22 protein-coding genes are annotated in these 20,425 nt (G+C 67.7%); 9 read left to right on the top strand and 13 right to left on the bottom strand.

Translation table 11 applies throughout. From position 1 onward, the window contains the following. Positions 1-55: 55 nt before the first annotated feature. The 3 genes from IM689_RS12060 to fabG are packed head-to-tail and all read right to left on the bottom strand — an operon-like array spanning position 56 to position 3,538. Positions 56-1,951 (bottom strand): Mur ligase family protein, encoded by a 1,896-nt coding sequence (locus tag IM689_RS12060; protein ID WP_227484794.1) that lies wholly within the window; start codon positions 1,949-1,951, stop codon positions 56-58. A 58-nt stretch (positions 1,952-2,009) separates the two neighbouring features. Beyond that, complete coding sequence (gene fabI / locus IM689_RS12065) at positions 2,010-2,771, bottom strand: enoyl-ACP reductase FabI (protein ID WP_129663493.1); 762 nt, start codon at positions 2,769-2,771, stop codon at positions 2,010-2,012. A 56-nt stretch (positions 2,772-2,827) separates the two neighbouring features. Further along, positions 2,828-3,538, bottom strand: a complete 711-nt coding sequence (fabG, locus tag IM689_RS12070; protein WP_193644176.1) for a 3-oxoacyl-ACP reductase FabG — start codon at positions 3,536-3,538, stop codon at positions 2,828-2,830. Positions 3,539-3,673: 135 nt separating this feature from the next. On the opposite strand from fabG, the gene IM689_RS12075 reads away from it, so the two are divergent. The 4 genes from IM689_RS12075 (at position 3,674) to IM689_RS12090 (ending at position 5,931) form a co-directional block, all read left to right on the top strand. Beyond that, positions 3,674-4,015: a DUF3099 domain-containing protein gene (locus tag IM689_RS12075; RefSeq protein ID WP_052947150.1), complete on the top strand. Its 342-nt coding sequence runs from the start codon at positions 3,674-3,676 to the stop codon at positions 4,013-4,015. Then, on the top strand, positions 3,987-4,226 hold the full coding sequence (locus IM689_RS12080) for a hypothetical protein (RefSeq protein WP_193644177.1): 240 nt from the start codon (positions 3,987-3,989) through the stop codon (positions 4,224-4,226). Before IM689_RS12075 ends, IM689_RS12080 begins: the two co-directional genes overlap by 29 nt. 73 nt (positions 4,227-4,299) lie before the next feature. Then, a complete protein-coding gene (locus tag IM689_RS12085; protein WP_193644178.1) occupies positions 4,300-5,148 on the top strand; it encodes an SURF1 family cytochrome oxidase biogenesis protein in 849 nt (282 codons plus the stop codon). A gap of 12 nt (positions 5,149-5,160) precedes the next feature. Next, positions 5,161-5,931, top strand: coding sequence for an SDR family oxidoreductase (locus IM689_RS12090; RefSeq protein WP_193644179.1), 771 nt, complete (start codon positions 5,161-5,163; stop codon positions 5,929-5,931). A 115-nt stretch (positions 5,932-6,046) separates the two neighbouring features. Here IM689_RS12090 and IM689_RS12095 read toward each other — a convergent pair whose 3' ends face one another. Then, positions 6,047-7,645, bottom strand: a complete 1,599-nt coding sequence (locus IM689_RS12095) for an ABC-F family ATP-binding cassette domain-containing protein (protein WP_187034985.1) — start codon at positions 7,643-7,645, stop codon at positions 6,047-6,049. 164 nt (positions 7,646-7,809) lie between these two features. On the opposite strand from IM689_RS12095, the gene ypfJ reads away from it, so the two are divergent. Further along, entirely contained in the window at positions 7,810-8,778 is a 969-nt protein-coding gene (ypfJ, locus tag IM689_RS12100) for a KPN_02809 family neutral zinc metallopeptidase (protein ID WP_193644180.1), read from the top strand. A gap of 305 nt (positions 8,779-9,083) precedes the next feature. Beyond that, complete coding sequence (locus IM689_RS12105; RefSeq protein WP_193644181.1) at positions 9,084-9,557, top strand: C40 family peptidase; 474 nt, start codon at positions 9,084-9,086, stop codon at positions 9,555-9,557. Positions 9,558-9,787: 230 nt separating this feature from the next. On the opposite strand, the gene IM689_RS12110 is transcribed toward IM689_RS12105, so the two are convergent. From IM689_RS12110 to IM689_RS12145, 8 genes are read right to left on the bottom strand one after another with little or no spacing between them, the layout of a single operon-like run. After that, on the bottom strand, positions 9,788-10,183 hold the full coding sequence (locus tag IM689_RS12110) for a metal-sulfur cluster assembly factor (RefSeq protein ID WP_225910765.1): 396 nt from the start codon (positions 10,181-10,183) through the stop codon (positions 9,788-9,790). Further along, positions 10,180-10,662, bottom strand: a complete 483-nt coding sequence (gene sufU / locus IM689_RS12115; protein ID WP_047312790.1) for a Fe-S cluster assembly sulfur transfer protein SufU — start codon at positions 10,660-10,662, stop codon at positions 10,180-10,182. Before sufU ends, IM689_RS12110 begins: the two co-directional genes overlap by 4 nt. Before the next feature lies 1 nt (position 10,663). Next, positions 10,664-11,959, bottom strand: coding sequence for a cysteine desulfurase (locus tag IM689_RS12120; protein ID WP_193644182.1), 1,296 nt, complete (start codon positions 11,957-11,959; stop codon positions 10,664-10,666). Positions 11,960-11,961: 2 nt separating this feature from the next. Continuing rightward, positions 11,962-12,732 (bottom strand): Fe-S cluster assembly ATPase SufC, encoded by a 771-nt coding sequence (gene sufC, locus IM689_RS12125; protein WP_193644183.1) that lies wholly within the window; start codon positions 12,730-12,732, stop codon positions 11,962-11,964. Between the two features lie 38 nt (positions 12,733-12,770). Continuing rightward, positions 12,771-13,100 carry a non-heme iron oxygenase ferredoxin subunit gene (locus tag IM689_RS12130; RefSeq protein ID WP_047312787.1) on the bottom strand — a complete coding sequence of 110 codons (330 nt, stop codon included), beginning with the start codon at positions 13,098-13,100 and terminating at the stop codon, positions 12,771-12,773. Continuing rightward, complete coding sequence (gene sufD / locus IM689_RS12135) at positions 13,097-14,317, bottom strand: Fe-S cluster assembly protein SufD (RefSeq protein WP_193644184.1); 1,221 nt, start codon at positions 14,315-14,317, stop codon at positions 13,097-13,099. Before sufD ends, IM689_RS12130 begins: the two co-directional genes overlap by 4 nt. Continuing rightward, entirely contained in the window at positions 14,317-15,735 is a 1,419-nt protein-coding gene (gene sufB / locus IM689_RS12140) for a Fe-S cluster assembly protein SufB (protein WP_118912418.1), read from the bottom strand. The genes sufD and sufB overlap by 1 nt, the downstream gene beginning before the upstream one ends. Continuing rightward, complete coding sequence (locus IM689_RS12145; RefSeq protein WP_193644185.1) at positions 15,732-16,475, bottom strand: helix-turn-helix transcriptional regulator; 744 nt, start codon at positions 16,473-16,475, stop codon at positions 15,732-15,734. The genes sufB and IM689_RS12145 overlap by 4 nt, the downstream gene beginning before the upstream one ends. Before the next feature lie 161 nt (positions 16,476-16,636). Here IM689_RS12145 and IM689_RS12150 point away from each other — a divergent pair, with 161 nt between their 5' ends. Both IM689_RS12150 and IM689_RS12155 read left to right on the top strand, forming a co-directional pair. Further along, positions 16,637-17,389: an ABC transporter ATP-binding protein gene (locus tag IM689_RS12150; RefSeq protein WP_319803877.1), complete on the top strand. Its 753-nt coding sequence runs from the start codon at positions 16,637-16,639 to the stop codon at positions 17,387-17,389. Between the two features lie 8 nt (positions 17,390-17,397). Then, the gene (locus IM689_RS12155; protein WP_319803878.1) at positions 17,398-18,156 is read left to right on the top strand and encodes an ABC transporter permease; all 759 of its coding nucleotides are present in this window, start codon (positions 17,398-17,400) and stop codon (positions 18,154-18,156) included. 99 nt (positions 18,157-18,255) lie between these two features. On the opposite strand, the gene IM689_RS12160 is transcribed toward IM689_RS12155, so the two are convergent. Continuing rightward, the gene (locus IM689_RS12160; protein WP_193644186.1) at positions 18,256-19,347 is read right to left on the bottom strand and encodes an FAD-dependent monooxygenase; all 1,092 of its coding nucleotides are present in this window, start codon (positions 19,345-19,347) and stop codon (positions 18,256-18,258) included. Positions 19,348-19,461: 114 nt separating this feature from the next. Here IM689_RS12160 and IM689_RS12165 point away from each other — a divergent pair, with 114 nt between their 5' ends. Then, positions 19,462-20,409 (top strand): COX15/CtaA family protein, encoded by a 948-nt coding sequence (locus tag IM689_RS12165; RefSeq protein ID WP_193644187.1) that lies wholly within the window; start codon positions 19,462-19,464, stop codon positions 20,407-20,409. The last annotated feature ends 16 nt before the right edge of the window (positions 20,410-20,425 follow it).

The raw sequence follows: 20,425 nt of genomic DNA on the forward strand, positions 1-20,425 counted from the left end.
CTGCGGTGGGAAGGGGCCAACTGGTCGTCGGGACGAGGCCGGATCGGCGAGCGTGTCAGGACTCGCGGTGCGGCAGTGAGGTGAGCAGGTCCAGAGCGTCGACAAGTGCTGCGGGCGCGTGGCCGGAGGCGGTCACCTGACGCAGTGAGGCGACGGCGTCACCGATGTGGCCCTGCACGTCTTCGGGCAAGCCGGTGCTCTCGATCTCCTCGTTCGGTACACCGCGAGCGGTGCGTGCCTTGCGGGCGATGGTTCGCGCGTCGTCCATCGACGCGCCCGTCTCGGTCAACCAGGAGTGGATCTCCACCTGGTGGCTGTGGGTCATGACCGCCACGACGTCGCCCCCGTGTGCCGCGTCGAGGAGGCTCTGCACGCCGTCGAGTTCGGTGCGGTGGCTCGCCTCCGGGCTCACCCCGACGCGCGCGAGACCGTCACGGAAGTGGCTTTCGAGGTTCTCCATCGAGCGACCGCGAAGGTAGTGCTCCTTGTGCACCACGTGGACGAGATCTGCTCCACGGCCCGCGAGCTCGCCGAGGTTGGCGAGGATCTCGTCGCTGCGATCCCCGCCGGTTCCGAGGCCGAGCAGGAGTCGCCCCCCGGGCGCGACGAGTCCACGACCGACGGCGAGGAGCGCCTCCAAACCTCCCTCGTTGTGGGCCATGTCGATGATGACGGTGACCGACTCGTCGGGGCTGCTCGGCTTGGGCACGGTGTAGACGTTCATGCGGCCCGGGTTGAGGTTCGCGTCCGGGGAGAACGTGCGCAGCCCCTCGACGACGGCGCTGCGCGGAAGTCCGAGCGCCAGGGCACCGGCCGCCCCGGCGAGAGCGTTCGCGATGTTGTGGGCGGAAAGCCCGGCCATCGTCATGGGCACGTCGTCGAGGGAGACGAGAGAGTCCACGCCCGAGTCGTCGATACACACGATGTCGTTGTCGATGACGGTGAACGCCTTGCCGTGTGCGGCCCGTGCCTCACGGATGCAGGGCGCTTCCGGGTCGAGTGTGAAGGTGATGATCTGCGCGGGCGTACCGACCCGCATCGCCCAGACACGGGGGTCGTCACCGTTGAGCACGCACCAACCGCTCGGTCGGGTGACCTTGGTGATGATGGCCTTGACCTCGGCGAGCTGGTCGACGGTGTCGATGCCGCCCGTACCGAGGTGGTCGGGCGACACGTTCGTCACGACGCTGACGTCGTTGTACGGCACACCCATTCCGCGGTTGAGCAAGCCGCCTCGCGCGGTTTCGAGGACGGCGACCTCGAGGCCGGGGGTGGCGAGCACGGTGCGAGCTCCCGACGGTCCCGAGTAGTCACCCCTCTCGACGTGTTCGCCCATGACGAGCACACCGTCGGTGGAGCTCCACGCCGTCTTGCGCCCCGCGGTCATCGAGATGTGCGAGACGAGGCGCGTGGTCGTCGTCTTGCCGTTCGTTCCGGTGATCGAGATGACCGGAACCTTCGGCTTGGACATGGTTCCGGCGGGGCCCGGTTCGGAGGCGAGAACCGCGTCGGCGGCACGTCGAACGGCGTCGGAGGAGGACACCGGGTCGAGCAGATCGGTGAGAGCCGCAGCCACGGCGCGGCCCAACGCGCGGCCGCGTTCTAGGTGCTTCCACGGGAAGGCCACGACATACTCCGAGGGTTCCTCGCCGTGGCGAACCCGGACACCGAGCTGACCCGTGCCGCTCGCAGCGGCAACACGACGCGTGACGACCTCGACGAGGCGCATGACGGCGCGGTCGCGGACGGCAGAACCCTCGTCGCCGAGTCGCGGGCGGCGCGCGCGCAGCAGGGCGAACGCTTCGCTCAGCTGTTCCGGTTCACTGCTCAGCCACCCCGAGACGTCGATCGTCGTCTTGATCGCGGGGCGCGGGAAGTAGAGGTTCGGGCCCTCGAGAACGCGGTTGCCGAGCAGGCGGACACCTGCGGCCTGCGTGCCGTCTGCAGTCATGAGGTTCACCCTAGAACGGGTGTACTTCACCTGCATCCGCCCGACACGGGCTGGACGCCTACTGACCCATCGCGTGGACGCCGCCGTCGACGTGGACGATCTCGCCCGTCGTCGCCGGGAACCAGTCGGACAGCAGTGCCGCGCAGGCGCGCGCGGCGGGCACCGCGTCGGAGACGTCCCAACCCAGCGGAGCACGGTTGTTCCAGGTCTCCTCGAACTGCTCGAAGCCCGGGATCGACTTGGCCGCCGTGGTGCGGATCGGGCCGGCGGCGACAAGGTTGCAGCGGATCCCCTGCGGGCCGAGGTCACGCGCGAGGTAGCGGTTCGTCGATTCGAACGCAGCCTTGGCCACGCCCATCCAGTCGTAGACGGGCCAGGCGAACTTCGCGTCGAACGTCAGCCCGACAACGGCGCCGCCGTCCTTCATGAGGGGCTCGGCAGCCTTCGCGAGGGCTTTGAGGGAATACGCCGAGGCGTGCAGTGCCGTCGAGACGTCCTCCCACGTGGCGTCCATGAAGGTGAACGCGCCCTGCGGTGCAAAGCCGATCGAGTGCACGACGCCGTCGAGCGAACCGATGATCGGCTCGAGGCGCTCGGCGAGGGTCTCGAGGTGCTCGGTGTTCGTCACGTCCAGTTCGACCACCTCGACGGGCTCGGGCAGCCGACGGCTGATCGTCTGCGTGATCTTCATCGTGCGGCCGAAGCTCGTGAGAACGACCTCGGCGCCCTCCTCCTGGGCCAGGCGCGCCACGTGAAAGGCGATCGAGGAGTCCATGAGGACGCCGGTGACGAGGAGCTTCTTACCTTCGAGCAGACCCATGGTGGTGCCTTTCGTGCGGGGCGGAGCGGAGTGGAGGATGCGGGCCGGGTCAGTGGTCAGTGGCCCATGCCGAGGCCGCCGTCGACGGGTACGACAGCACCGTTGATGTAGGCGGCCTCCGGCGAGGCGAGGAACGTGACGGCGGCTGCCACCTCATCGGGGCGGGCGAAGCGCCCGGCGGGGATGGCGTCCCTGTAGGCCTTCTGCCGGTCCTCCGGCAGCGAGTACGTCATTTCGGTCTCGATGAAGCCGGGCGCGACGACGTTGGCCGTGATGCCACGGCCCCCGAGTTCGCGAGCAACGGAGCGGGCGAGACCGACGAGACCGGCCTTGCTCGCCGCATAGTTGGCCTGGCCCGGAGACCCGTAGAGTCCGACGACGCTCGAGACGAAGACGAGGCGCCCGCCCTTGCGGCGGATCATGCCGGTCGTCGCGGCACGGGCGCAGCGGAACGCGCCGGCGAGGTTGGTGTCGATGACACGGTCGAACGACTCGTCGCTCATGCGCATGAGCAAACCGTCGTCGGTGATTCCGGCGTTCGCGACGACGACGTCCATGGGGCCGCCGAGCTTCTCCTCGGCCTCCTTGAACGCCTTCTTCACCGAGTCGGAGTCGCTGACGTCGCCCGCAACCGCGGGCATGCCCGCGACGTCTTCACCGGCGCGCGAAAGGATGACGACGGCGTCCCCCTGGTCACGGAACCTCTCGGCGATGGCCAGACCGATACCTCGGTTGCCTCCGGTCACCAGTACGTTGCGGCTCGTCATCCACCCTGTCCTTCGTTCGCGGCATGTCGTGTGGTCGGGCGCGGGAGCGCCGGAAATCAACCTCGTTCAGCAACGTATCCACTACCCCCGGGTACTCCAATTGGGACGAATCGTGGTGAGTCGTAGGCTGGAGCCATGGCACGAGCAGCTTCCTCTCGGACGGGCAAGGGCGAACAGCCCCGCCTCTCGGCGACGAGCCTGCCCGAGTCGGCCGAGGACGACCAGAACCGCCGAATGCGTGGTTACCTCATCTCGATGGCCATCCGGACGGTCTGCTTCATCGCGGCCGTCGCCACCTGGCAGGTCAGCCGCCCGCTCAGTGTCGTGTGCTTCGCTCTCGCTGCCGTACTGCCGTACGCGGCCGTCGTGTACGCCAACGCGACGGGCAAGCGGCGCATCGACCGCATGGGTGCCGTCACTCCCCCTCCGGTGCCTCACAAGGAGATCCATGGATCTGCGGACCGCTCTTCGCGATGACCCCGCCGAGCTGATCTGCAGCGCGAAGGGGTGCCGACGCCACGCGACGTGGGGTCTGCGGTGGAACAACCCGAAGCTGCATGACGCGCAACGACGCAAGGTCTGGCTCGCGTGCGACGAGCACGAGGTGACGCTGCGCGACTTCCTGTCGCTGCGCGGCTTCTACCGGGACAGCGTCCGCCCCGACGCCCTGGATCCGCACGACGGCTGAGGCGCCTCGCGGGAACCTGCTCGTCCCTGATGCCGGGCGTCAGGCCGGCGAACAGCCCTACTAGGCTGATGGGGTGCTTCGACTGCTCTCCACCAAACGCTGGCTCACGTGGTTGCTCGTCGCGACGCTGTGGGCCACGATCTGCCTCGTCGCAGGGCGCTGGCAGTGGAATCGCTGGCAGGAGAAGTCGACGATCCAGGAGCGGATCGACACGAACTACGACGCCCGACCCGTCCCGTTCGGTGACGTTCTCGAGGACGGCCGGGCCCCCGCCAAGGATGACGAGTGGAAGCAGGTTCGCGGAACCGGCACCTATCTCGGTGATGTCCGCATGGTGCGCAACAGGCCAGGCCCCGGCGGCGATTTCGGCTACGAGACCGTGGACGTCTTCGCCGTCGACGGCATCAAGGTGCTCGTCGACCGCGGGTGGGTGACCAACGGCTCGAGCGCGGCGAAGCCGAGTTCTGTTCCCGCGTCGCCGCGTGGCCAGGTGACGGTGACCGGTTGGGTGCGGCCGAGCGAGAAGAGCCTCGGCCGGCCGCCGGTCGAAGGCCAGCTCTCCTCGATCTCGACGGCCGACGCCGAGAAGGCCACGGGTGAGCAACTCGTCGACGGCTACGTCCGCATGCGCACCGAGTCGATGCCCGACGGGACGACTCCCCCGCGACCGCAGGCCCTGGAGCGGCCGTCGCAGGGCATGGCGGCCGGCATCAATCTGAGCTACGCCATCCAGTGGTGGCTCGGCATCGTCGCCGGATACGCCTTCGTCCTGATGCGCGCCCGGCGTGAGTACCTCGACGGCCTCGAGACGGCCGATCCCGCGTCCGCCGGCGAGGTGCAGGCACAGGAGGGCGCGACTGCCGCGCGTCCGAGGCGCGAGAAGAAGCGCAGGCAGCGGATCTGGGACGAAGAGGACGAGTGACAGGATGAAGCCATGGACTGTGGACTGAACGGACGGACGTACATCGTCACCGGCGCCTCCGGCGGCCTGGGCCTCGCGACGGCGAAGGTGCTCGCGGCGGACGGCGCTGATCTCGTCATCGCCTCACGCGACCAGGAGCGGATCGCCGCGGCGGCCGAGCAGCTCCCGACGGGCGCGAACGTGCGCGCGGTCGCGGCTGACCTCGCCGACCCGCAGACCCCCGCTCGCCTCATCGCCGTGGCCGAGGAGAGCTTCGGCCGCCTCGACGGCGCCGTCGTCTCCGTGGGTGGCCCGCCCGCGGGCAAGCTCGGTGACACGACCGAGGAGCAGTGGCGCGCAGCCTTCGACAGCGTGTTCCTCGGCGGTCTGCGCATGGCACGCGCGGTGCTCGACGAACCCTTCGAGCCGGAGGCTCAGATGGCCGTGACGATGGTGCTGTCGTCCTCGGTGAAGTCGCCGATTCCGGGGCTCGCCATCTCCAATGGTCTGCGTCCCGGCCTCGCCATGGCTGCGAAGACGCTGGCTGACGAATACGGCCCGCGCGGTGGCCGCGTCAACGTCCTGCTCCCGGGGCGTATCGACACCGACCGTGTCCGTTCGCTCGACGCAGGCAGCGGTGACGCCGAGGCCACGCGTGCGAAGAACGAGGGCGCGATTCCGCTGGGTCGCTACGGCACGCCGGAGGAGTTCGGTCGGGTGGCGGCCTTCGTCACCAGTCCGGCCGCGTCCTACCTCTCGGGTATCGCCATCCCCGTCGACGGCGGTTTCCTGCGCGCCCTGTGAACCTCTGAACCGCAACGGCCTCGCCGCCGACGTCCCTGCGCGATGACGTCGGCGGCGAGGCCGTTGCGTGGCGCCTGCGGTGGTGTGGACCGCGGCCGGAGGGCCGTCTCCTGGGTCAGGCCAGCGAGACGAGGTCGGCATAGTCCGGGCCCCACAGGTCCTCGACGCCGTCCGGCAGAAGGAGGATGCGCTCCGGATTGAGTGCTTCCACGGCTCCGTCGTCGTGGCTGACGAGGACGACCGCGCCCTCGTAGTTGTTGAGCGCCCCGAGGATCTCCTCGCGGCTGGCCGGGTCGAGGTTGTTCGTCGGTTCGTCGAGCAGCAGCACGTTGGCGCTCGAGACGACGAGCAGCGCCAGCGAGAGTCGCGTCTTCTCGCCACCGGAGAGAACGCCGGCGGGCTTGTCGACGTCGTCACCGGAGAAGAGGAACGAGCCGAGCACCTTGCGGACCTCGGTCTCCCCGAGCTCGGGCGCTGCTGACTTCATGTTCTCCAGGACGCTGCGGTCGACGTCGAGGTTCTCGTGCTCCTGGGCGTAGTAACCGATCTTGAGTCCGTGGCCAGGCAGGATGCGGCCCGTGTCCGGTGCATCGACGCCCGCGAGCATCCTCAGGAGCGTCGTCTTACCGGCACCGTTGAGCCCGAGGACGACGACCTTCGAGCCACGGTCGATGGCGAGGTCGACATCGGTGAAGATCTCGAGCGAACCGTAGGAGCGCGAGAGTCCCTCCGCCATGAGCGGCGTCTTGCCGCACGGCGCAGGCTTCGGGAAGCGCAGCTTGGCGACCTTGTCCTGAACGCGTTCGCCCTCGATGCCGGCGAGCATCTTCTCGGCGCGCCGCGCCATGTTCTGGGCCGCCACGGCCTTCGTCGCCTTCGCCCGCATCTTGTCGGCCTGGGCCAGCAGGACGCCGGCCTTCTTCTCGGCGTTGAGTCGCTCGCGCTTGCGACGCTTCTCGTCGAGTTCGCGGGCCTGGAGGTAGGCCTTCCACCCGACGTTGTACTGGTCGATCTCGGCGCGGTTGGCGTCGAGGTGGAACACCTTCGTCACGACGGCGTCGAGCAGTTCGACGTCGTGACTGATGACGATGAGCCCACCTCGGTAGCTCTTGAGGTAATCGCGCAGCCAGATGATGGAGTCGGCATCGAGGTGGTTGGTCGGTTCGTCGAGAAGCAGGGTCTGAGCGCCCGAGAAGAGGATGCGTGCCAATTCGATCCGGCGGCGCTGACCACCGGACAGCGTGCGCAGGGGCTGCTCGAGGATGCGCTGTTCGAGCCCCAGGCTCGAGGCGATCGACGACGCCTCCGACTCGGCGGCGTACCCGCCCTGGGCGTCGAACTCGGCATCGAGACGGCTGTAGCGACGCATCGCCCGTTCGCGGACGTCGTCGTTCTCACTGGCCATGGATGCTTCGGCCTTGCGCAGGTCGGCGACGATGGCGTCGAGGCCGCGCGCCGACAGGATACGGTCGCGCGCGAGGACATCGAGGTCACCGGTGCGGGGATCCTGCGGCAGGTATCCCACTGCACCGGAGCTGACCACCTTGCCGGCAGCGGGCAGACCCTCACCGGCGAGCACCTTCGTCAGGGTGGTCTTACCGGCACCGTTGCGCCCGACGAGTCCGACACGGTCACCGGCGGCCACCCGGAACGTGGCGCTCTCGAGCAGGATGCGCGAGCCGGCGCGCAGTTCGATGCCTTCGGCGGTGATCACAGGGCAGGGCTCCTCGAAAGAACGGTGAAGGGGTGTACGGCTCCGACACGCCGGACGGGAGCGCTTGGCTCGCGTGACATACGGCGAGGCGCGTGAAGCCCCAGTAGTCTACGAGAGATGAATCGGGGTGGACGACGCCGTCCGCCTTCACAACGGAGGTTCTCTTGACGTTCAACGACAACGCGCAGCTGGACACGTCGCAGGTCGAATCCGGTGGTTCCGGAGGCTTCGGCGGTGGCCGCGGCGGGATGGGCGGAGGTACGGCCGTCGGCGGTATCGGCGGTCTCATCCTCATGCTCATCTTCGCGTTCTTCGGCATCGACATCACCGGCAGCGGTGGCGGGAGCAGCTACCCCGGCGGCGCGAGCGGCATCAACCAGTACAGCCAGGACACGCAGGACGTCTCCGGCTCGAACGACCGGGTCTCCCAGCAGATCCAGGCCTGCAAGACGGGTGCTGACGCCAACGAGGACGACACCTGCCGCGTGATCGGAACGGTCAATGCCGTTCAGGCCTACTGGGACCAGGCGCTCCCGGACTTCACCGGCGGTCGCACCGAGTACGAGTACGCGCCCACCAAGCTCTACAGCGGCCAGACGTCCTCCGGTTGCGGCACCGCGAGCTCGCAGATGGGGCCGTTCTACTGCCCGAACGACCGGAAGGTCTACATCGACACGAGCTTCTTCCAGGAGCTGTCGAGCACCTACGGCGCCGACGGCGGCAACCTCGCCCAGATGTACGTCGTCGCGCACGAGTACGGCCACCACATCCAGGACCTTCTCGGCGCCCTGGGTCGTGCCCAGCAGGACCCGAAGGGGCCCGAGTCCGGATCGGTCCGCCTCGAGCTGCAGGCCGACTGCTACGCCGGCATCTGGGTCAACCACGCCACCGAGGCCAAGGACAAGAACGGCAACACCCTCCTCAAGCCCGTGACCGAGTCCGACATCAAGTCGGCGCTGTCCGCCGCGTCCGCGGTCGGTGACGACCGCATCCAGCAGAAGGCTCAGGGCCGGGTGACGCCGGAGTCGTGGACGCACGGTTCGTCGCAGCAGCGTCAGAAGTGGTTCCTCACCGGTTTCCAGAGCGGTGAACTCAACTCCTGCGACACGTTCAACGCACAGGATCTGGGCTGAAAAACGCCGGAAAACCGCGAAGATGTGGTTCTCCTGACAAGTTGATGAATGCTCGATTTGTGTCGCTCGTGATCAGTCTGTAACCTTGCAGGGTCGCACCGAAACGGTGCGGCCCTGCTTCGTCGCTGAGTCCCGTCACGAAGGTCAGGTAACACTTCGCATCACGCGGAGCGACGGGAACGGTGCACCCAGCATCCGGACCACCTCGGTGGTTCTTGGGGTAAAGCTCACTTCGGTGGGCCGAGAATCTAGGATCTCGAACCCGACAGGTCATGCCTCGTAAGCGCTCCTGGAAATGACTCGACATGAAGAACATGTCCCGCCGCTCCTTCATGGCCAACACCTCCAAGGTTGCCGTCGGCACCGCTCTGGCCTCCTCCGCTCTCGGCGCCGTCTCGGTTGCCAGCGCCTCGAACGCCAGCGCCGTCACGGCCGCGTCCTCGCGCCGCGCCGTGGCCAAGGCTTCGAGCCGTCGTGGTGCGCCCTACGTGTACGGCGCTTCCGGCCCGTGGCGCTTCGACTGCTCGGGTCTGACGAGCTGGTCCTACCGCCAGGTCGGCCGCTACCTGCCGCGTACGGCCAACCAGCAGTACCGCTCCTCCTACCGCGTTTCCCGCGCGTACGCCCGTCCGGGCGACCTGGCGTTCCTCACCTCTGGTGGTTACGCCTACCACACGGGTATCTACGCCGGTAACGGCATGGTGTGGCACGCTATGCGTCCGGGTACGCGCGTGTCGCTCTCGCGCGCCGGTGCCAGCTACCGCTTCGGTCGCGTCTGATCCGCGAGCCTCTGCGACGTTTCGAAACGGCCCCTCGTCCTCCGGGACGAGGGGCCGTTTCGCGTCTCTCCACTGTGGGCAATCGACCGGCTTCTCACACGGGTTGCGTTTTCTCGCCGACGTCCCGCGAGCCAACGACACGACGAAGGCCCTCACCACAATGGTGAGGGCCTTCGCCGTCAGGGTCGAGTCGACTCAGGTGGACCGGAGCCGCTTTCGCCCACCTCTTGTCAGACGTTGAAGCCGAGCGCGCGAAGTTGCTCGCGGCCGTCGTCGGTGATCTTGTCCGGACCCCACGGCGGCATCCACACCCAGTTGAGCGTGTGGCCCGTGACGACATCGAGCAGGGACGTGGCGACCTGCTCCTCGATGACGTCCGTGAGCGGGCAGGCCGCAGACGTCAGCGTCATGTCAATGACGGCGTGCTTGCTCTCGTCGACGGTGATGCCGTAGACGAGACCGAGGTCGACGACGTTGATGCCGAGCTCGGGGTCGACGACGTCACGCAGGGCCTCCTTGACCTCCTCGACCTCGACGCCGGAGTCGCTGACTCCCTGCGCCTGGGCGCGCTCGGGCGCCTCGGCCTCGTTGGCGGTCACGTCGGCCGTGATCTCGTTGTCGGTCATGCCTTGGTCTCCTCCGTGGTGGATGCGGCGCCCCCGGTCAGGTCGAGACCGAGTTTGCCGAGCGAGTCCTGCAGTGCGGACCACGACAGCAGGGCGCACTTGACGCGCGCGGGGTACTTCGAGACTCCGGCGAGGGCGATGGCGTCGCCGATGACTTCCTCGTCACCGGCGGCCTGGCCCTTGCTCGTGAGCATCGTGCGGGTGGCACCGAAGACCTCCTGGGCTTCACGCAGCGTGAGGCCGATGAGGTTCTCGGCGAGCATGGAAGCCGACGCCACGGAGATCGAGCAACCGATCGAGTCGTAGCTGACGTCCTTGATGACGGCGTCGTCGCCCTCGCCTTCGACGTCGACACGCAGGGTGATCTCGTCACCGCAGGAGGTGTTGACGTGGTGGCTCTCGGCGCCGAACGGCTCGCGCAGGCCCGCGTGCTGCGGGCGCTTGGAGTGCTCGAGAATGAGCTCCTGGTACAGATCCATCTCAGACCTCCAGACCGAAGATGTCCGGCACCCGGTCGAGCGCCGTGAGGAACGCCTCGACGTCGTCAGCCGTGGAGTAGACGTTGAAACTGACACGGCTGCTCGCCACGGCGCGAAGACGTCGGTGCAACGGCCACGCGCAGTGGTGACCGGTACGAATGGCAACACCGGCGTCGTCGAGAATCTGCCCGACGTCGTGCGGGTGCACCCCGTCGACGACGAACGCGACCGCACCGAGTCGGGCACCTGCGTCCTGGGGGCCGAGCACGCTGACCCAGGGACGCTCGGCGAGGCCGTCGAGCGTGAGTTGGATCAGATCCTGCTCGTGACGCAGCACGTTGTCCATGCCGAGCGCCTCGAGGTAGTCGCACGCGGCGCCGAGACCGACGGCCTGAGCGGCGTTCGGCGTGCCCGCCTCGAAGCGCTGGGGCGGGGGCGCGAACGTCGTGCCTTCGAGCTTCACGATCTCGATCATCGATCCGCCGGTGAGGAACGGAGGCATCGCCTCGAGGAGTTCGTGTTTGCCCCACAGCACACCGATGCCGGTGGGACCGAGCATCTTGTGGCCGGAGAAGGCAAGGAAGTCGACATCGAGCTGTGCCACGTCGACGGGCATGTGCGGCACCGACTGGCACGCGTCGAGAACGACGAGTGCCCCGGCCTCGCGAGCGATCGTTGCGAGGTCATTGACGGGGTTAATCGTGCCCAGCACGTTGGAGACGTGGGTGAAGGCGACGACCTTGGCCCGCTCGGTGATGACCTCACGCGCCGAATCGAGGTCGACGAAACCGTCGTCGGTGATCTCGACCCAACGGAACGTGGCGCCGGTACGACGTGCGAGTTCCTGCCACGGCACGAGGTTCGCGTGGTGCTCCATCGCCGTGACGACGATCTCGTCACCGGGGCCCAGCGCGAACTTCGAGGCGATCGCCTCGTCGACGCCGTCCATCGCGCCGGGCGCGCCGGCGTTGCTGAAGGCGTACGCGACTAGGTTGAGAGCCTCGGTGGCGTTCTTGGTGAACACGATGTCGTCGGCTCGCCCACCGATGAAACGGGCGATGGTCTCGCGCGCGCCTTCGTAGGCGTCGGTGGCTTCCTCGGAGAGCTGGTGGGCTCCTCGGTGCACCGCAGCGTTCACGGTTCGGTAGAAGTCACCCTCGGCGGTGATGACCGACTCGGGGCTCTGCGACGTCGCACCGGAGTCGAGGTAGACCAGCGGTTTGTCGTCGCGGACGCGGCGCGCGAGCAGCGGGAAGTCCTCCCGCACGCGCGCCGCGTCGAACGATGCGTGAGCCATGATCAGGCCTTCGCCTCCGCAGCGGCGTTGACGTAGCGGTCGTAGCCCTCGGCTTCGAGGCGGTCGGCCAGCTCGGGGCCACCCTCCTCGGCCACCTTGCCGTTGACGAACACGTGGACGTGGTCGGGCTTGATGTAGCGCAGGATGCGCGTGTAGTGCGTGATGAGCAGGACGCCGCAGTTCGTCTCGCTCTTGGCGCGGTTGACGCCCTCGGAGACGATGCGCAGCGCGTCGACGTCGAGGCCGGAGTCGGTCTCGTCGAGGATCGCCATCTTCGGCTTGAGAAGCTCCATCTGCAGGATCTCGTGGCGCTTCTTCTCGCCGCCGGAGAAGCCCTCGTTGACGTTGCGTTCGGCGAAGGCCGGGTCCATCTTGAGGTTGCCCATGGCGCCCTTGACGTCCTTGACCCACGTGCGCACCTTCGGTGCTTCGCCGTCGATGGCCGTCTTGGCCGTGCGCAGGAAGTTCGAGACGGTGACGCCCGGAACCTCGACGGGGTACTGCATGGCGAGGAAGAGGCCCGCACGGGCGCGCTCGTCGACCTCCATCGCGAGGACGTCCTCACCGTCCAGCGTGACGGTGCCCGACGTGACCGTGTACTTGGGGTGACCGGCGATGGAGTAGGCCAGCGTCGACTTGCCGGAGCCGTTGGGGCCCATGATGGCGTGCGTCTCGCCCGAGTCGATCGTCAGGTTGACGCCCTTGAGGATCTCCTTCGTGCCGTTCTCCGTCTCGACGGTCACGTGAAGATCGCGGATTTCCAGCGTTGACATGCTTGTTCGTCCTTCTGTCAGGAAAGTTTCGGGGGTGCTCAGGCGGGGATGCCGACGAGGATGTCGTCGCCCTCGAGCTTGGTCGGATAGACGTTGACCGGCTGCGTGGCCGGCAGGCTCATCGGCTCGCCGGTGGCGTAGGCGAACTTCGAGCCGTGCAGCCAGCACTCGATGCCGTCGTCCTCCACCTCGCCCTCGGAGAGGGAGACTGCGGCGTGCGAGCACGTGTCGTCGAGCGCGTGAACGTCACCGGCGGAGTCGCGCGCGATGCAGATCTGCAGGTCGTCGATGTCGACCTTGATCGCACCCGGCGTACCGATGTCGCTCAGCTGCGCCAGCTTGACCCACTCGACGTTCGCGTCGCTCATGCCTCTGCTCCTGTGCTCCCCGCGAGCTTGGCCGTGGCGGCGAGTTCCTCGTCGATGGCCTCCATGAGGGGCTCGACGACCTCGGCGACACCGATCTTGTTCACGATGTCGGCGAAGAAGCCGCGCACGACGAGACGACGTGCCTCGTCCTCGGGGATGCCACGAGCCTGCAGGTAGAACAGCTGCTCGTCGTCGAAGCGGCCGGTCGAGGAGGCGTGACCCGCACCCTCGATCTCGCCGGTCTCGATCTCAAGGTTCGGCACGGAGTCGGCACGCGCCCCGTCGGTGAGCACGAGGTTGCGGTTGAGCTCGTAGGTCTCGATGCCCTCGGCCTCGGCGCGGATGAGCACGTCGCCCACCCAGACGGTGCGGGCCGTCTCACCCTGCAGGGCACCCTTGTAGGTGACGAGGGAGGTGCAGTTCGGCGCGTTGTGGTCGATGAACGAGCGGTGCTCGAGGTGCTGACCGGAGTCGGCGAAGTACACGCCGAGGAGCGTCGCCTCTCCCCCGGGCCCGGCGTAGCGGACGTTCGAGTTCATGCGCACGATGCCGCCGCCGAGCGTCACCGCGATGTGGCGGTAGCGCGCGTCACGGCCGACGAGTGCGTCGTGCTCGGCGAGGTGGAGAGCGTCGTCCTCCCAGCGCTGCACGGTGACGACCGTGAGGTCGGCGCCGTCGCCGGTGACGATCTCGACGTTGGCCGTGACCTGGGCCGAGCCGGTGTGCTCGAGGATGACGAGCGCCTTGCTGTGCTGCTTGGCCTCGATGACGAGGTGAGCGTTGGCCCGCTTGTCGCCACCCTTGCCGTCGACCGCGATGCGCACCGGTGTGGCGAGCTCGGCCTCGGCCGGGATGACGACGTGGTCGGCGTTCGGCGTCAGGGACGACGCGAGAACCGAACCACGGTCGCTCGGCACGAGCACGGTGCCGCGCGGAGCCTCACCTTCGGCGAGCGTGCCGGACTCGAAGCCCTCGCCCGTCACGGTGACCGTGACGGCCTCGGGGTCGGTCTGCTTCTCGGCGAACAGCGGCGAGAGACGGTCGACGGGCGTGAAACGCCACTCCTCCTCGCGGCCGCTCGGGACACCGAAGGCACCCAGGTCGAAGGACTTGCGGCGCTCGGCGCGCGACTGGTCTGGGATCGTGGCCCCGTGGCTGTGGTCACCCGAGAGAGTGGCCTTGTCTGCCTTGCCCATTTCTGGCGTGACGGCGGTCATCAGCCGACGGCTCCTTCCATCTGGAGTTCGATGAGGCGGTTGAGTTCGAGTGCGTACTCCATCGGCAGCTCACGCGCGATGGGCTCGACGAAGCCACGCACGATCATCGCCATGGCCTCCTCTTCGCTCAGGCCGCGGCTGCGCAGGTAGAACAGTTGGTCCTCGGAGACCTTGGAGACGGTGGCCTCGTGACCCATCTGCACGTCGTCCTCGCGGACGTCGACGTAGGGGTAGGTGTCCGAGCGCGAGATCTGGTCGACGAGCAGGGCGTCACAGACGACAGAGCTCTTCGAGTGCTCGGCGCCCTCGAGCACCTGCACAAGACCGCGGTAGGAGGTACGGCCGCCGCCACGGGCCACGGACTTCGACACGATGGTCGAGCTCGTGTTCGGCGCGGCGTGGACCATCTTGGCGCCGGCGTCCTGGTGCTGGCCCTCGCCCGCGAACGCGATCGACAGCGTCTCGCCCTTGGCGTGCTCGCCCATGAGGAAGACGGCCGGGTACTTCATCGTCACCTTGGAGCCGATGTTGCCGTCGATCCACTCCATCGTGGCGCCCTCTTCGCAGGTGGCGCGCTTCGTCACGAGGTTGTAGACGTTGTTCGACCAGTTCTGGATCGTCGTGTAGCGAACGCGGGCGTTCTTCTTGACGACGATCTCGACGACGGCCGAGTGCAGGGAGTCGGTCTTGTAGATGGGGGCGGTGCAGCCCTCGACGTAGTGAACGTAGCTGCCCTCGTCGGCGATGATCAGCGTGCGCTCGAACTGGCCCATGTTCTCCGTGTTGATACGGAAGTAGGCCTGCAGCGGGATGTCGACGTGGACGCCCGGCGGCACGTAGATGAAGGAGCCACCCGACCACACGGCCGTGTTGAGCGCGGCGAACTTGTTGTCACCGGCGGGGATGACGGAGCCGAAGTACTCCTTGAACAGGTCCTCGTGCTCACGCAGACCGGAGTCAGTGTCGACGAAGATGACACCCTTCTCCTCCAGGTCCTCGCGGATCTGGTGGTAGACGACCTCCGACTCGTACTGCGCGGCGACACCAGCGATGAGGCGCTGCTTCTCGGCCTCCGGGATGCCGAGCTTGTCGTAGGTGGCCTTGATGTCCTCGGGAAGCTCGTCCCACGTGGTGGCCTGCTTCTCCGTGGACTTCACGAAGTACTTGATGTTCTGGAAGTCGATGCCCGTGAGGTCGCTGCCCCAGTTCGGCATGGGCTTCTTCTCGAAGAGGTTGAGCGACTTCAGGCGAAGCTTCTTCATCCACTCCGGCTCGCTCTTGCGGTCCGAGATGTCGGTGACGACATCCGGCGACAGGCCGCGCTTGGCGGATGCGCCGGCGGTGTCGGAGTCCGCCCATCCGTACTCGTAGCGGCCGAGGTCGGCGAGACCTGGGTTGAGCTCCTCGATCGTGCTCATCGCTGCTCCTCCTCATGTGGGGCGGCATTGTTTCGGTCGGTGGTGATGGTGGGGATGAACGTGGTGCACACGTGGTCGCCGTGCGCGAGCGACGCGAGCCGCTGGACGTGGACGCCGAGAACCTCGGAGAACACCTCGGCTTCCGCTTCGCAGAACTGGGGGTGGTTGGCCGCCACATGCTGTACCGGGCAGTGACCCTGGCACAACTGGACGCCCGCGAGCGGCGTGCCCTGCGCCACCGGGCGTGTCGACGCTGCGAAGCCCTGGCTGCTCAACGCGCCTGCGAGGGCGCGGGCGCGGGCGTTCGGGTCGTCACCGGCGGCGTCCACGAGGGGCTTGACCGAGTGGGCGATCTCACGGGCGCGCTCACGAGCGACAGCCTCGACGGCCTCGTCTCCCCCGACGCGCACGAGGTGCTCGAGAACCTGGTTGGCGAGCGTGTCGTACCCGGCCGTCATGGCGGCGTGGCCGGCGTCGGTGAGGACGTAGGCGCGTGCCGGCCGGCCGCGGCGCTTGGCTCCGGACGACGGGGCCTCCCTCTCGGCGATGAGACCGTCCGCGACGAGTGCGTCGAGGTGACGGCGCATGGCGGCCGGCGTGAGGCCCATGCGGTCGCCGAGTTCGGCGGCGGTGACAGGGCCGTGTTCGGAAACGGCGAGCCGGACGCGTTCGCGCGTCGGCACACTCTGGGGTGCAGCAGGACTCGCAGCGGCTCCTGGGTTCACAGGCTCCGGCGTCATCGCCTCGCACCTCCTTCGATCGCTTCGTCGACGTGGCCACGTCGACCCTCCGTCGAAATTAACAACACCCATGTTGCGTAATTCGATTCCTTCGCGAAACTGAGGTTTACCTCACTTCGACCGCCGGGAGAGGCCGTGTGGCCCCCGAGTACGCTGTTTCGGTGCCTCATCCCCCGTCGCCCACAGTGAAACGACCCGAACCGGCCGAACACGCCGTTGTCGTCGACGGTGTGTCGCACGCTTACGGCGGTGTGGAGGCATTGTGCGACCTGTCGTGGCACGCGCCGGCCGGAGCCACCACGGCGCTTCTCGGGCGCAACGGCGCGGGCAAGACGAGCGTCGTCGAGATGGCCGAGGGGCTTCGCCGACCGGACTCCGGCTCCATCCGCGTGTTGGGAGCCGAGCCGTGGAACGCGGACGCCGCCCACCGTGCGCGTGTGGGCGTCATGCTGCAGGACGGTGGCCTGCCGATGGGCACAAAGCCCCTCGCGCTCCTTCGCCATCTCGCGTCGTTCTACGCCGAGCCCCGTGACATTGACGAACTCGCCGGTGCGCTCGACATCCCCACGTTCAACCGCACCTCGGTGCGGCGCCTCTCGGGCGGTCAGCGCCAGCGCGTGGCTCTCGCTGCCGCCATGATCGGTCGACCCGAGGTGCTCTTCCTCGACGAACCGAGTGCCGGCCTCGACCCACACGCTCGACGCGACGTGTGGGACCTCGTCGAAGCCGAGCGGGAGCGCGGTGCGAGTGTCGTCGTCACAACCCACTCGTTCGAGGAGGCGGAGCGCCTCGCCGACCACGTCGTCGTCATGAACGAGGGCCGGTGCGTCGCGCAGGGTTCCCTCGCGTGCGTCACGGACGGCCGTTCGCTCGAGGACGTCTACTTCGACCTCACCGGGAAGGGAACGCTGTGAACGCTGCCGTGGAACGAAACGCGAATCCGGCTGCACCCGCCCCGGCTCGGGTTCGCGCCCAGGCCCTCTTCGAAGGGCGCACGCTGCTCTCGCACGGCGAGCAGCTCATGGTCTCCGTCCTGCTTCCGGCGTTGGCGCTGCTCGGGCTGCACTTCAGCTCCACGCCGGACCTCGGGCCGGGACGCCGCATCGACCTCGCCGCTCCGGGCGTGCTAGCACTTGCGGTGGTCTCGACAGCATTCACCGGTCAGGCCATCGCGACGGGCTTCGATCGTCGTTACGGGGTGCTACGTCTGCTGGGCGTGACGCCCTTGGGCAGCCGCGGCCTCATGCTCGCCAAGGCTGCCGCTGTGGCCGGCGTGGTTCTCGTGCAGACCATCGTGCTCGGTGGCCTTGGCTTCGCCCTGGGCTGGCAGCCGCGCATCGACGGTGTTGTTCCGGCTGTCCTCTTGTTGGCTCTCGGGTGCTGGGTGTTCGTGGCCCTCGCCCTCACGGTGGCCGGTCGGATCCGCGCCGAGGGCGTTCTCGTCGTCGCCAACCTTCTGTGGCTGCTGTTCGCCGTCGGCGGCGGCCTGCTCATGCCCACCTCGCGCTACCCCGACGCATGGGCAGCCGTCGTGAAGTACCTCCCGACGGGCGCTCTGGGTGACGGACTGCGCAACGGACTGTCGGGTCAGGGAAACACCGTGGTGCCGATGCTCGTCCTCGTGGTCTGGGGCGCCCTCCTGACGTTCGTGGCCACGAAGGCCTTCCGCTGGAGCGACTGAACCTCACCGTGAGGGTGAGCCCTCTTGGGCCTGGACACGGGTCGGGCGCCCCACCACAAGGGTGTGGCGCCCGACGCGTGTGGGTCGGCCCCCCGAGCCTCAGAGCTCGTCGAACTCGCCCTTCGCGTACTTCTTCTGCATCTCTTCGAACTCCCCGGACTCGGGGAACTCCTTGAGCTCGTCCTGGGTCTTGTTCGCGATGCTGCGCTCGGTCTTGTTGAGCTTGCGGTTGGCCATCACCACGTCGGTGACGGGGCGTCGCTCGTCCTCGTAGGCCCGCAGCGCGGTGTCCACGGCCGCACCGTCCCTGAGGTCGCAGCCGGTCAGGTGCTCGGCGATTGCCTGGCCGTCGAGAATGGCCTGTGAGCCCCCGTTCGCACCGATGGGGTACATCGGGTGGCCGGCGTCGCCCATGAACGTCACGCCGCCTTCGCCCCACGAATCCAGCGGCTCACGATCCGTCATCGTGTAGCGCAACACGTCGGTCGACTCGGCGACGAGGCCTTCGATGTCGAGCCAGTCGAATCCCCAGCCCCGGAACGTCGGGACGACGTCCTTCGGGTCGGTCGGCTCGTTCTTCGTGTCGTCGACCGAGATCGTCCGGGAGTCAGCCTCGGGCACCATGGCCACCCAGTTGATGAGTTCCTCACCCTCGTTCTCCACGTCGCGGGAGATCGGGTAGGCGAGGAAACGCTTCCCCTCCTCGCCGAAGATGAGCGTCATGGTCGCGCCGTCGAGGAATGGCTCCCGCACTGCGGTGCCGCGGAACATGCGCGTGCCCTCCCAGTGGAAGGACATGTCGGGGTGCAGTTGCTGACGCACTGATGAGTGGACACCGTAGGCGGCGAGGAGGACGCGCGCTGTGACCTTCTCCGCCCGCTCCGAGTCGCGGTCGGTCACTGTGACGTTCACGACACCGTCGCTCAGCTCGAACCCGTCGACGCGCTGACCGGTGCGCACCGCGTCGGATCCGAGGCGCTCCAGAACGGTGTCGAGCAGCATGTTCTGCAGTTCGCCGCGGTGCACAGCGATCTGCTGCTCTTCCGGCGAGAAGGTGCGCTCGGCGAGCAGCGTTCCCTCGCGGGTGAGGTAGCGCGCCGACGACGTCGGAGGTGGTTTCGGGTGAAGTGGACACTTCGATCCTTTCCGTCGGGCACGTTCGGAAAGTACGGGTGACGCCCGGAGTTCCATAGCGTCGCTATCCGCGGCAACCGTTGAACGTTCGTTCACATTGCCGCTGCGCATGTGACGCACTGGCGTCCGACCGGTGGCGGGGGCGTGACGGCGTCCTACTACCCTGGAGAGGTGACCACCTCCCCCGCTTTCGTCCCACCTCCGGCCGAGCCTCGCGAGGGTGTCCGAGCCGACAAGGCACCGGTTCACCCGTGGCTGCGCCGTCTGTTCTGGCTCAACCTCGCGGTCGAGATCGGCATCGTCATCACGGGTGGTCTCGTCCGCCTCACAGGCTCCGGGTTGGGATGCCCCACCTGGCCGCAGTGCGTGCCCGGCTCGTTCACGCCCGTCGAGCACCAGGAGCAGAGCTACCACAAGTACATCGAGTTCGGGAACCGCACGCTGACCGGTCTCGTCTCGGTGGTCGCACTCGCTCTCCTCATCGGCATCATCAAGTGGGCGCCTCAGCGCAAGGGGCTGCGCGCCCCTGTCGCGGGTGTGCTCGGTGGCATCGCCCTGCAAGCGATCGTCGGTGGCATCACGGTGCACATGGAGCTCAACCCCTTCATCGTGGCGCTGCACTTCCTCATCTCGATGCTGCTCGTCTCCGCTTCGGCCTGGCTCATCTGGCGCGGCCGCGAGGGCGACGGCGAGCGTCGCCTCCTCGTCGTGCGGCCCATCGAGATCACCGCGTGGCTGACGACGGTCGTCGCCTTCGTCGTTCTCGTGTTGGGCACGATCGTCACGGGTTCGGGCCCGCACTCTGGCGACGCCGTCGCGCCGGCCCGTACTGGATTCGACCCGCGTTCGGTCTCCTGGCTGCACGCGGACGCCGTCATGCTCTTCGTCGGCCTCGTCATCGCCGTTCTCCTCGCGCAGAAGGTGACGAAGGCGTCGCAGCAGTCCGTGAAGATGTGGACGGGCCTCCTCGTCGTCACGCTCGCGCAAGGCGCTATCGGATACGTCCAGTACTTCACCGGGCTGCCCTGGGTCATCGTGCTCGTCCACATGTTCGGCGCGGCACTGCTCGTCACCTACATGACGTGGGCGATGTGCTCACTGCGCGAGCGCAGCCGCTAAGCTCCAGACTCTGCGT

The sequence above is a fragment of the Dermacoccus barathri genome (assembly GCF_015070805.1).
Classification (GTDB): domain Bacteria; phylum Actinomycetota; class Actinomycetes; order Actinomycetales; family Dermatophilaceae; genus Dermacoccus; species Dermacoccus abyssi.

What these genes read in the sequence shown, in the direction of transcription:
- IM689_RS12060 (WP_227484794.1), bottom strand. Translation starts at nt 1,951, where the DNA reads ATGACTGCAGACGGCACGCAGGCCGCAGGTGTCCGCCTGCTCGGCAAC.
- fabI (WP_129663493.1), bottom strand. Translation starts at nt 2,771, where the DNA reads ATGGGTCTGCTCGAAGGTAAGAAGCTCCTCGTCACCGGCGTCCTCATG.
- fabG (WP_193644176.1), bottom strand. Translation starts at nt 3,538, where the DNA reads ATGACGAGCCGCAACGTACTGGTGACCGGAGGCAACCGAGGTATCGGT.
- IM689_RS12075 (WP_052947150.1), top strand. Translation starts at nt 3,674, where the DNA reads ATGGCACGAGCAGCTTCCTCTCGGACGGGCAAGGGCGAACAGCCCCGC.
- IM689_RS12080 (WP_193644177.1), top strand. Translation starts at nt 3,987, where the DNA reads ATGGATCTGCGGACCGCTCTTCGCGATGACCCCGCCGAGCTGATCTGC.
- IM689_RS12090 (WP_193644179.1), top strand. Translation starts at nt 5,161, where the DNA reads ATGGACTGTGGACTGAACGGACGGACGTACATCGTCACCGGCGCCTCC.
- IM689_RS12105 (WP_193644181.1), top strand. Translation starts at nt 9,084, where the DNA reads ATGAAGAACATGTCCCGCCGCTCCTTCATGGCCAACACCTCCAAGGTT.
- IM689_RS12110 (WP_225910765.1), bottom strand. Translation starts at nt 10,183, where the DNA reads ATGACCGACAACGAGATCACGGCCGACGTGACCGCCAACGAGGCCGAG.
- sufU (WP_047312790.1), bottom strand. Translation starts at nt 10,662, where the DNA reads ATGGATCTGTACCAGGAGCTCATTCTCGAGCACTCCAAGCGCCCGCAG.
- IM689_RS12120 (WP_193644182.1), bottom strand. Translation starts at nt 11,959, where the DNA reads ATGGCTCACGCATCGTTCGACGCGGCGCGCGTGCGGGAGGACTTCCCG.
- sufC (WP_193644183.1), bottom strand. Translation starts at nt 12,732, where the DNA reads ATGTCAACGCTGGAAATCCGCGATCTTCACGTGACCGTCGAGACGGAG.
- IM689_RS12130 (WP_047312787.1), bottom strand. Translation starts at nt 13,100, where the DNA reads ATGAGCGACGCGAACGTCGAGTGGGTCAAGCTGGCGCAGCTGAGCGAC.
- sufD (WP_193644184.1), bottom strand. Translation starts at nt 14,317, where the DNA reads ATGACCGCCGTCACGCCAGAAATGGGCAAGGCAGACAAGGCCACTCTC.
- sufB (WP_118912418.1), bottom strand. Translation starts at nt 15,735, where the DNA reads ATGAGCACGATCGAGGAGCTCAACCCAGGTCTCGCCGACCTCGGCCGC.
- IM689_RS12145 (WP_193644185.1), bottom strand. Translation starts at nt 16,475, where the DNA reads ATGACGCCGGAGCCTGTGAACCCAGGAGCCGCTGCGAGTCCTGCTGCA.
- IM689_RS12160 (WP_193644186.1), bottom strand. Translation starts at nt 19,347, where the DNA reads ATGGAACTCCGGGCGTCACCCGTACTTTCCGAACGTGCCCGACGGAAA.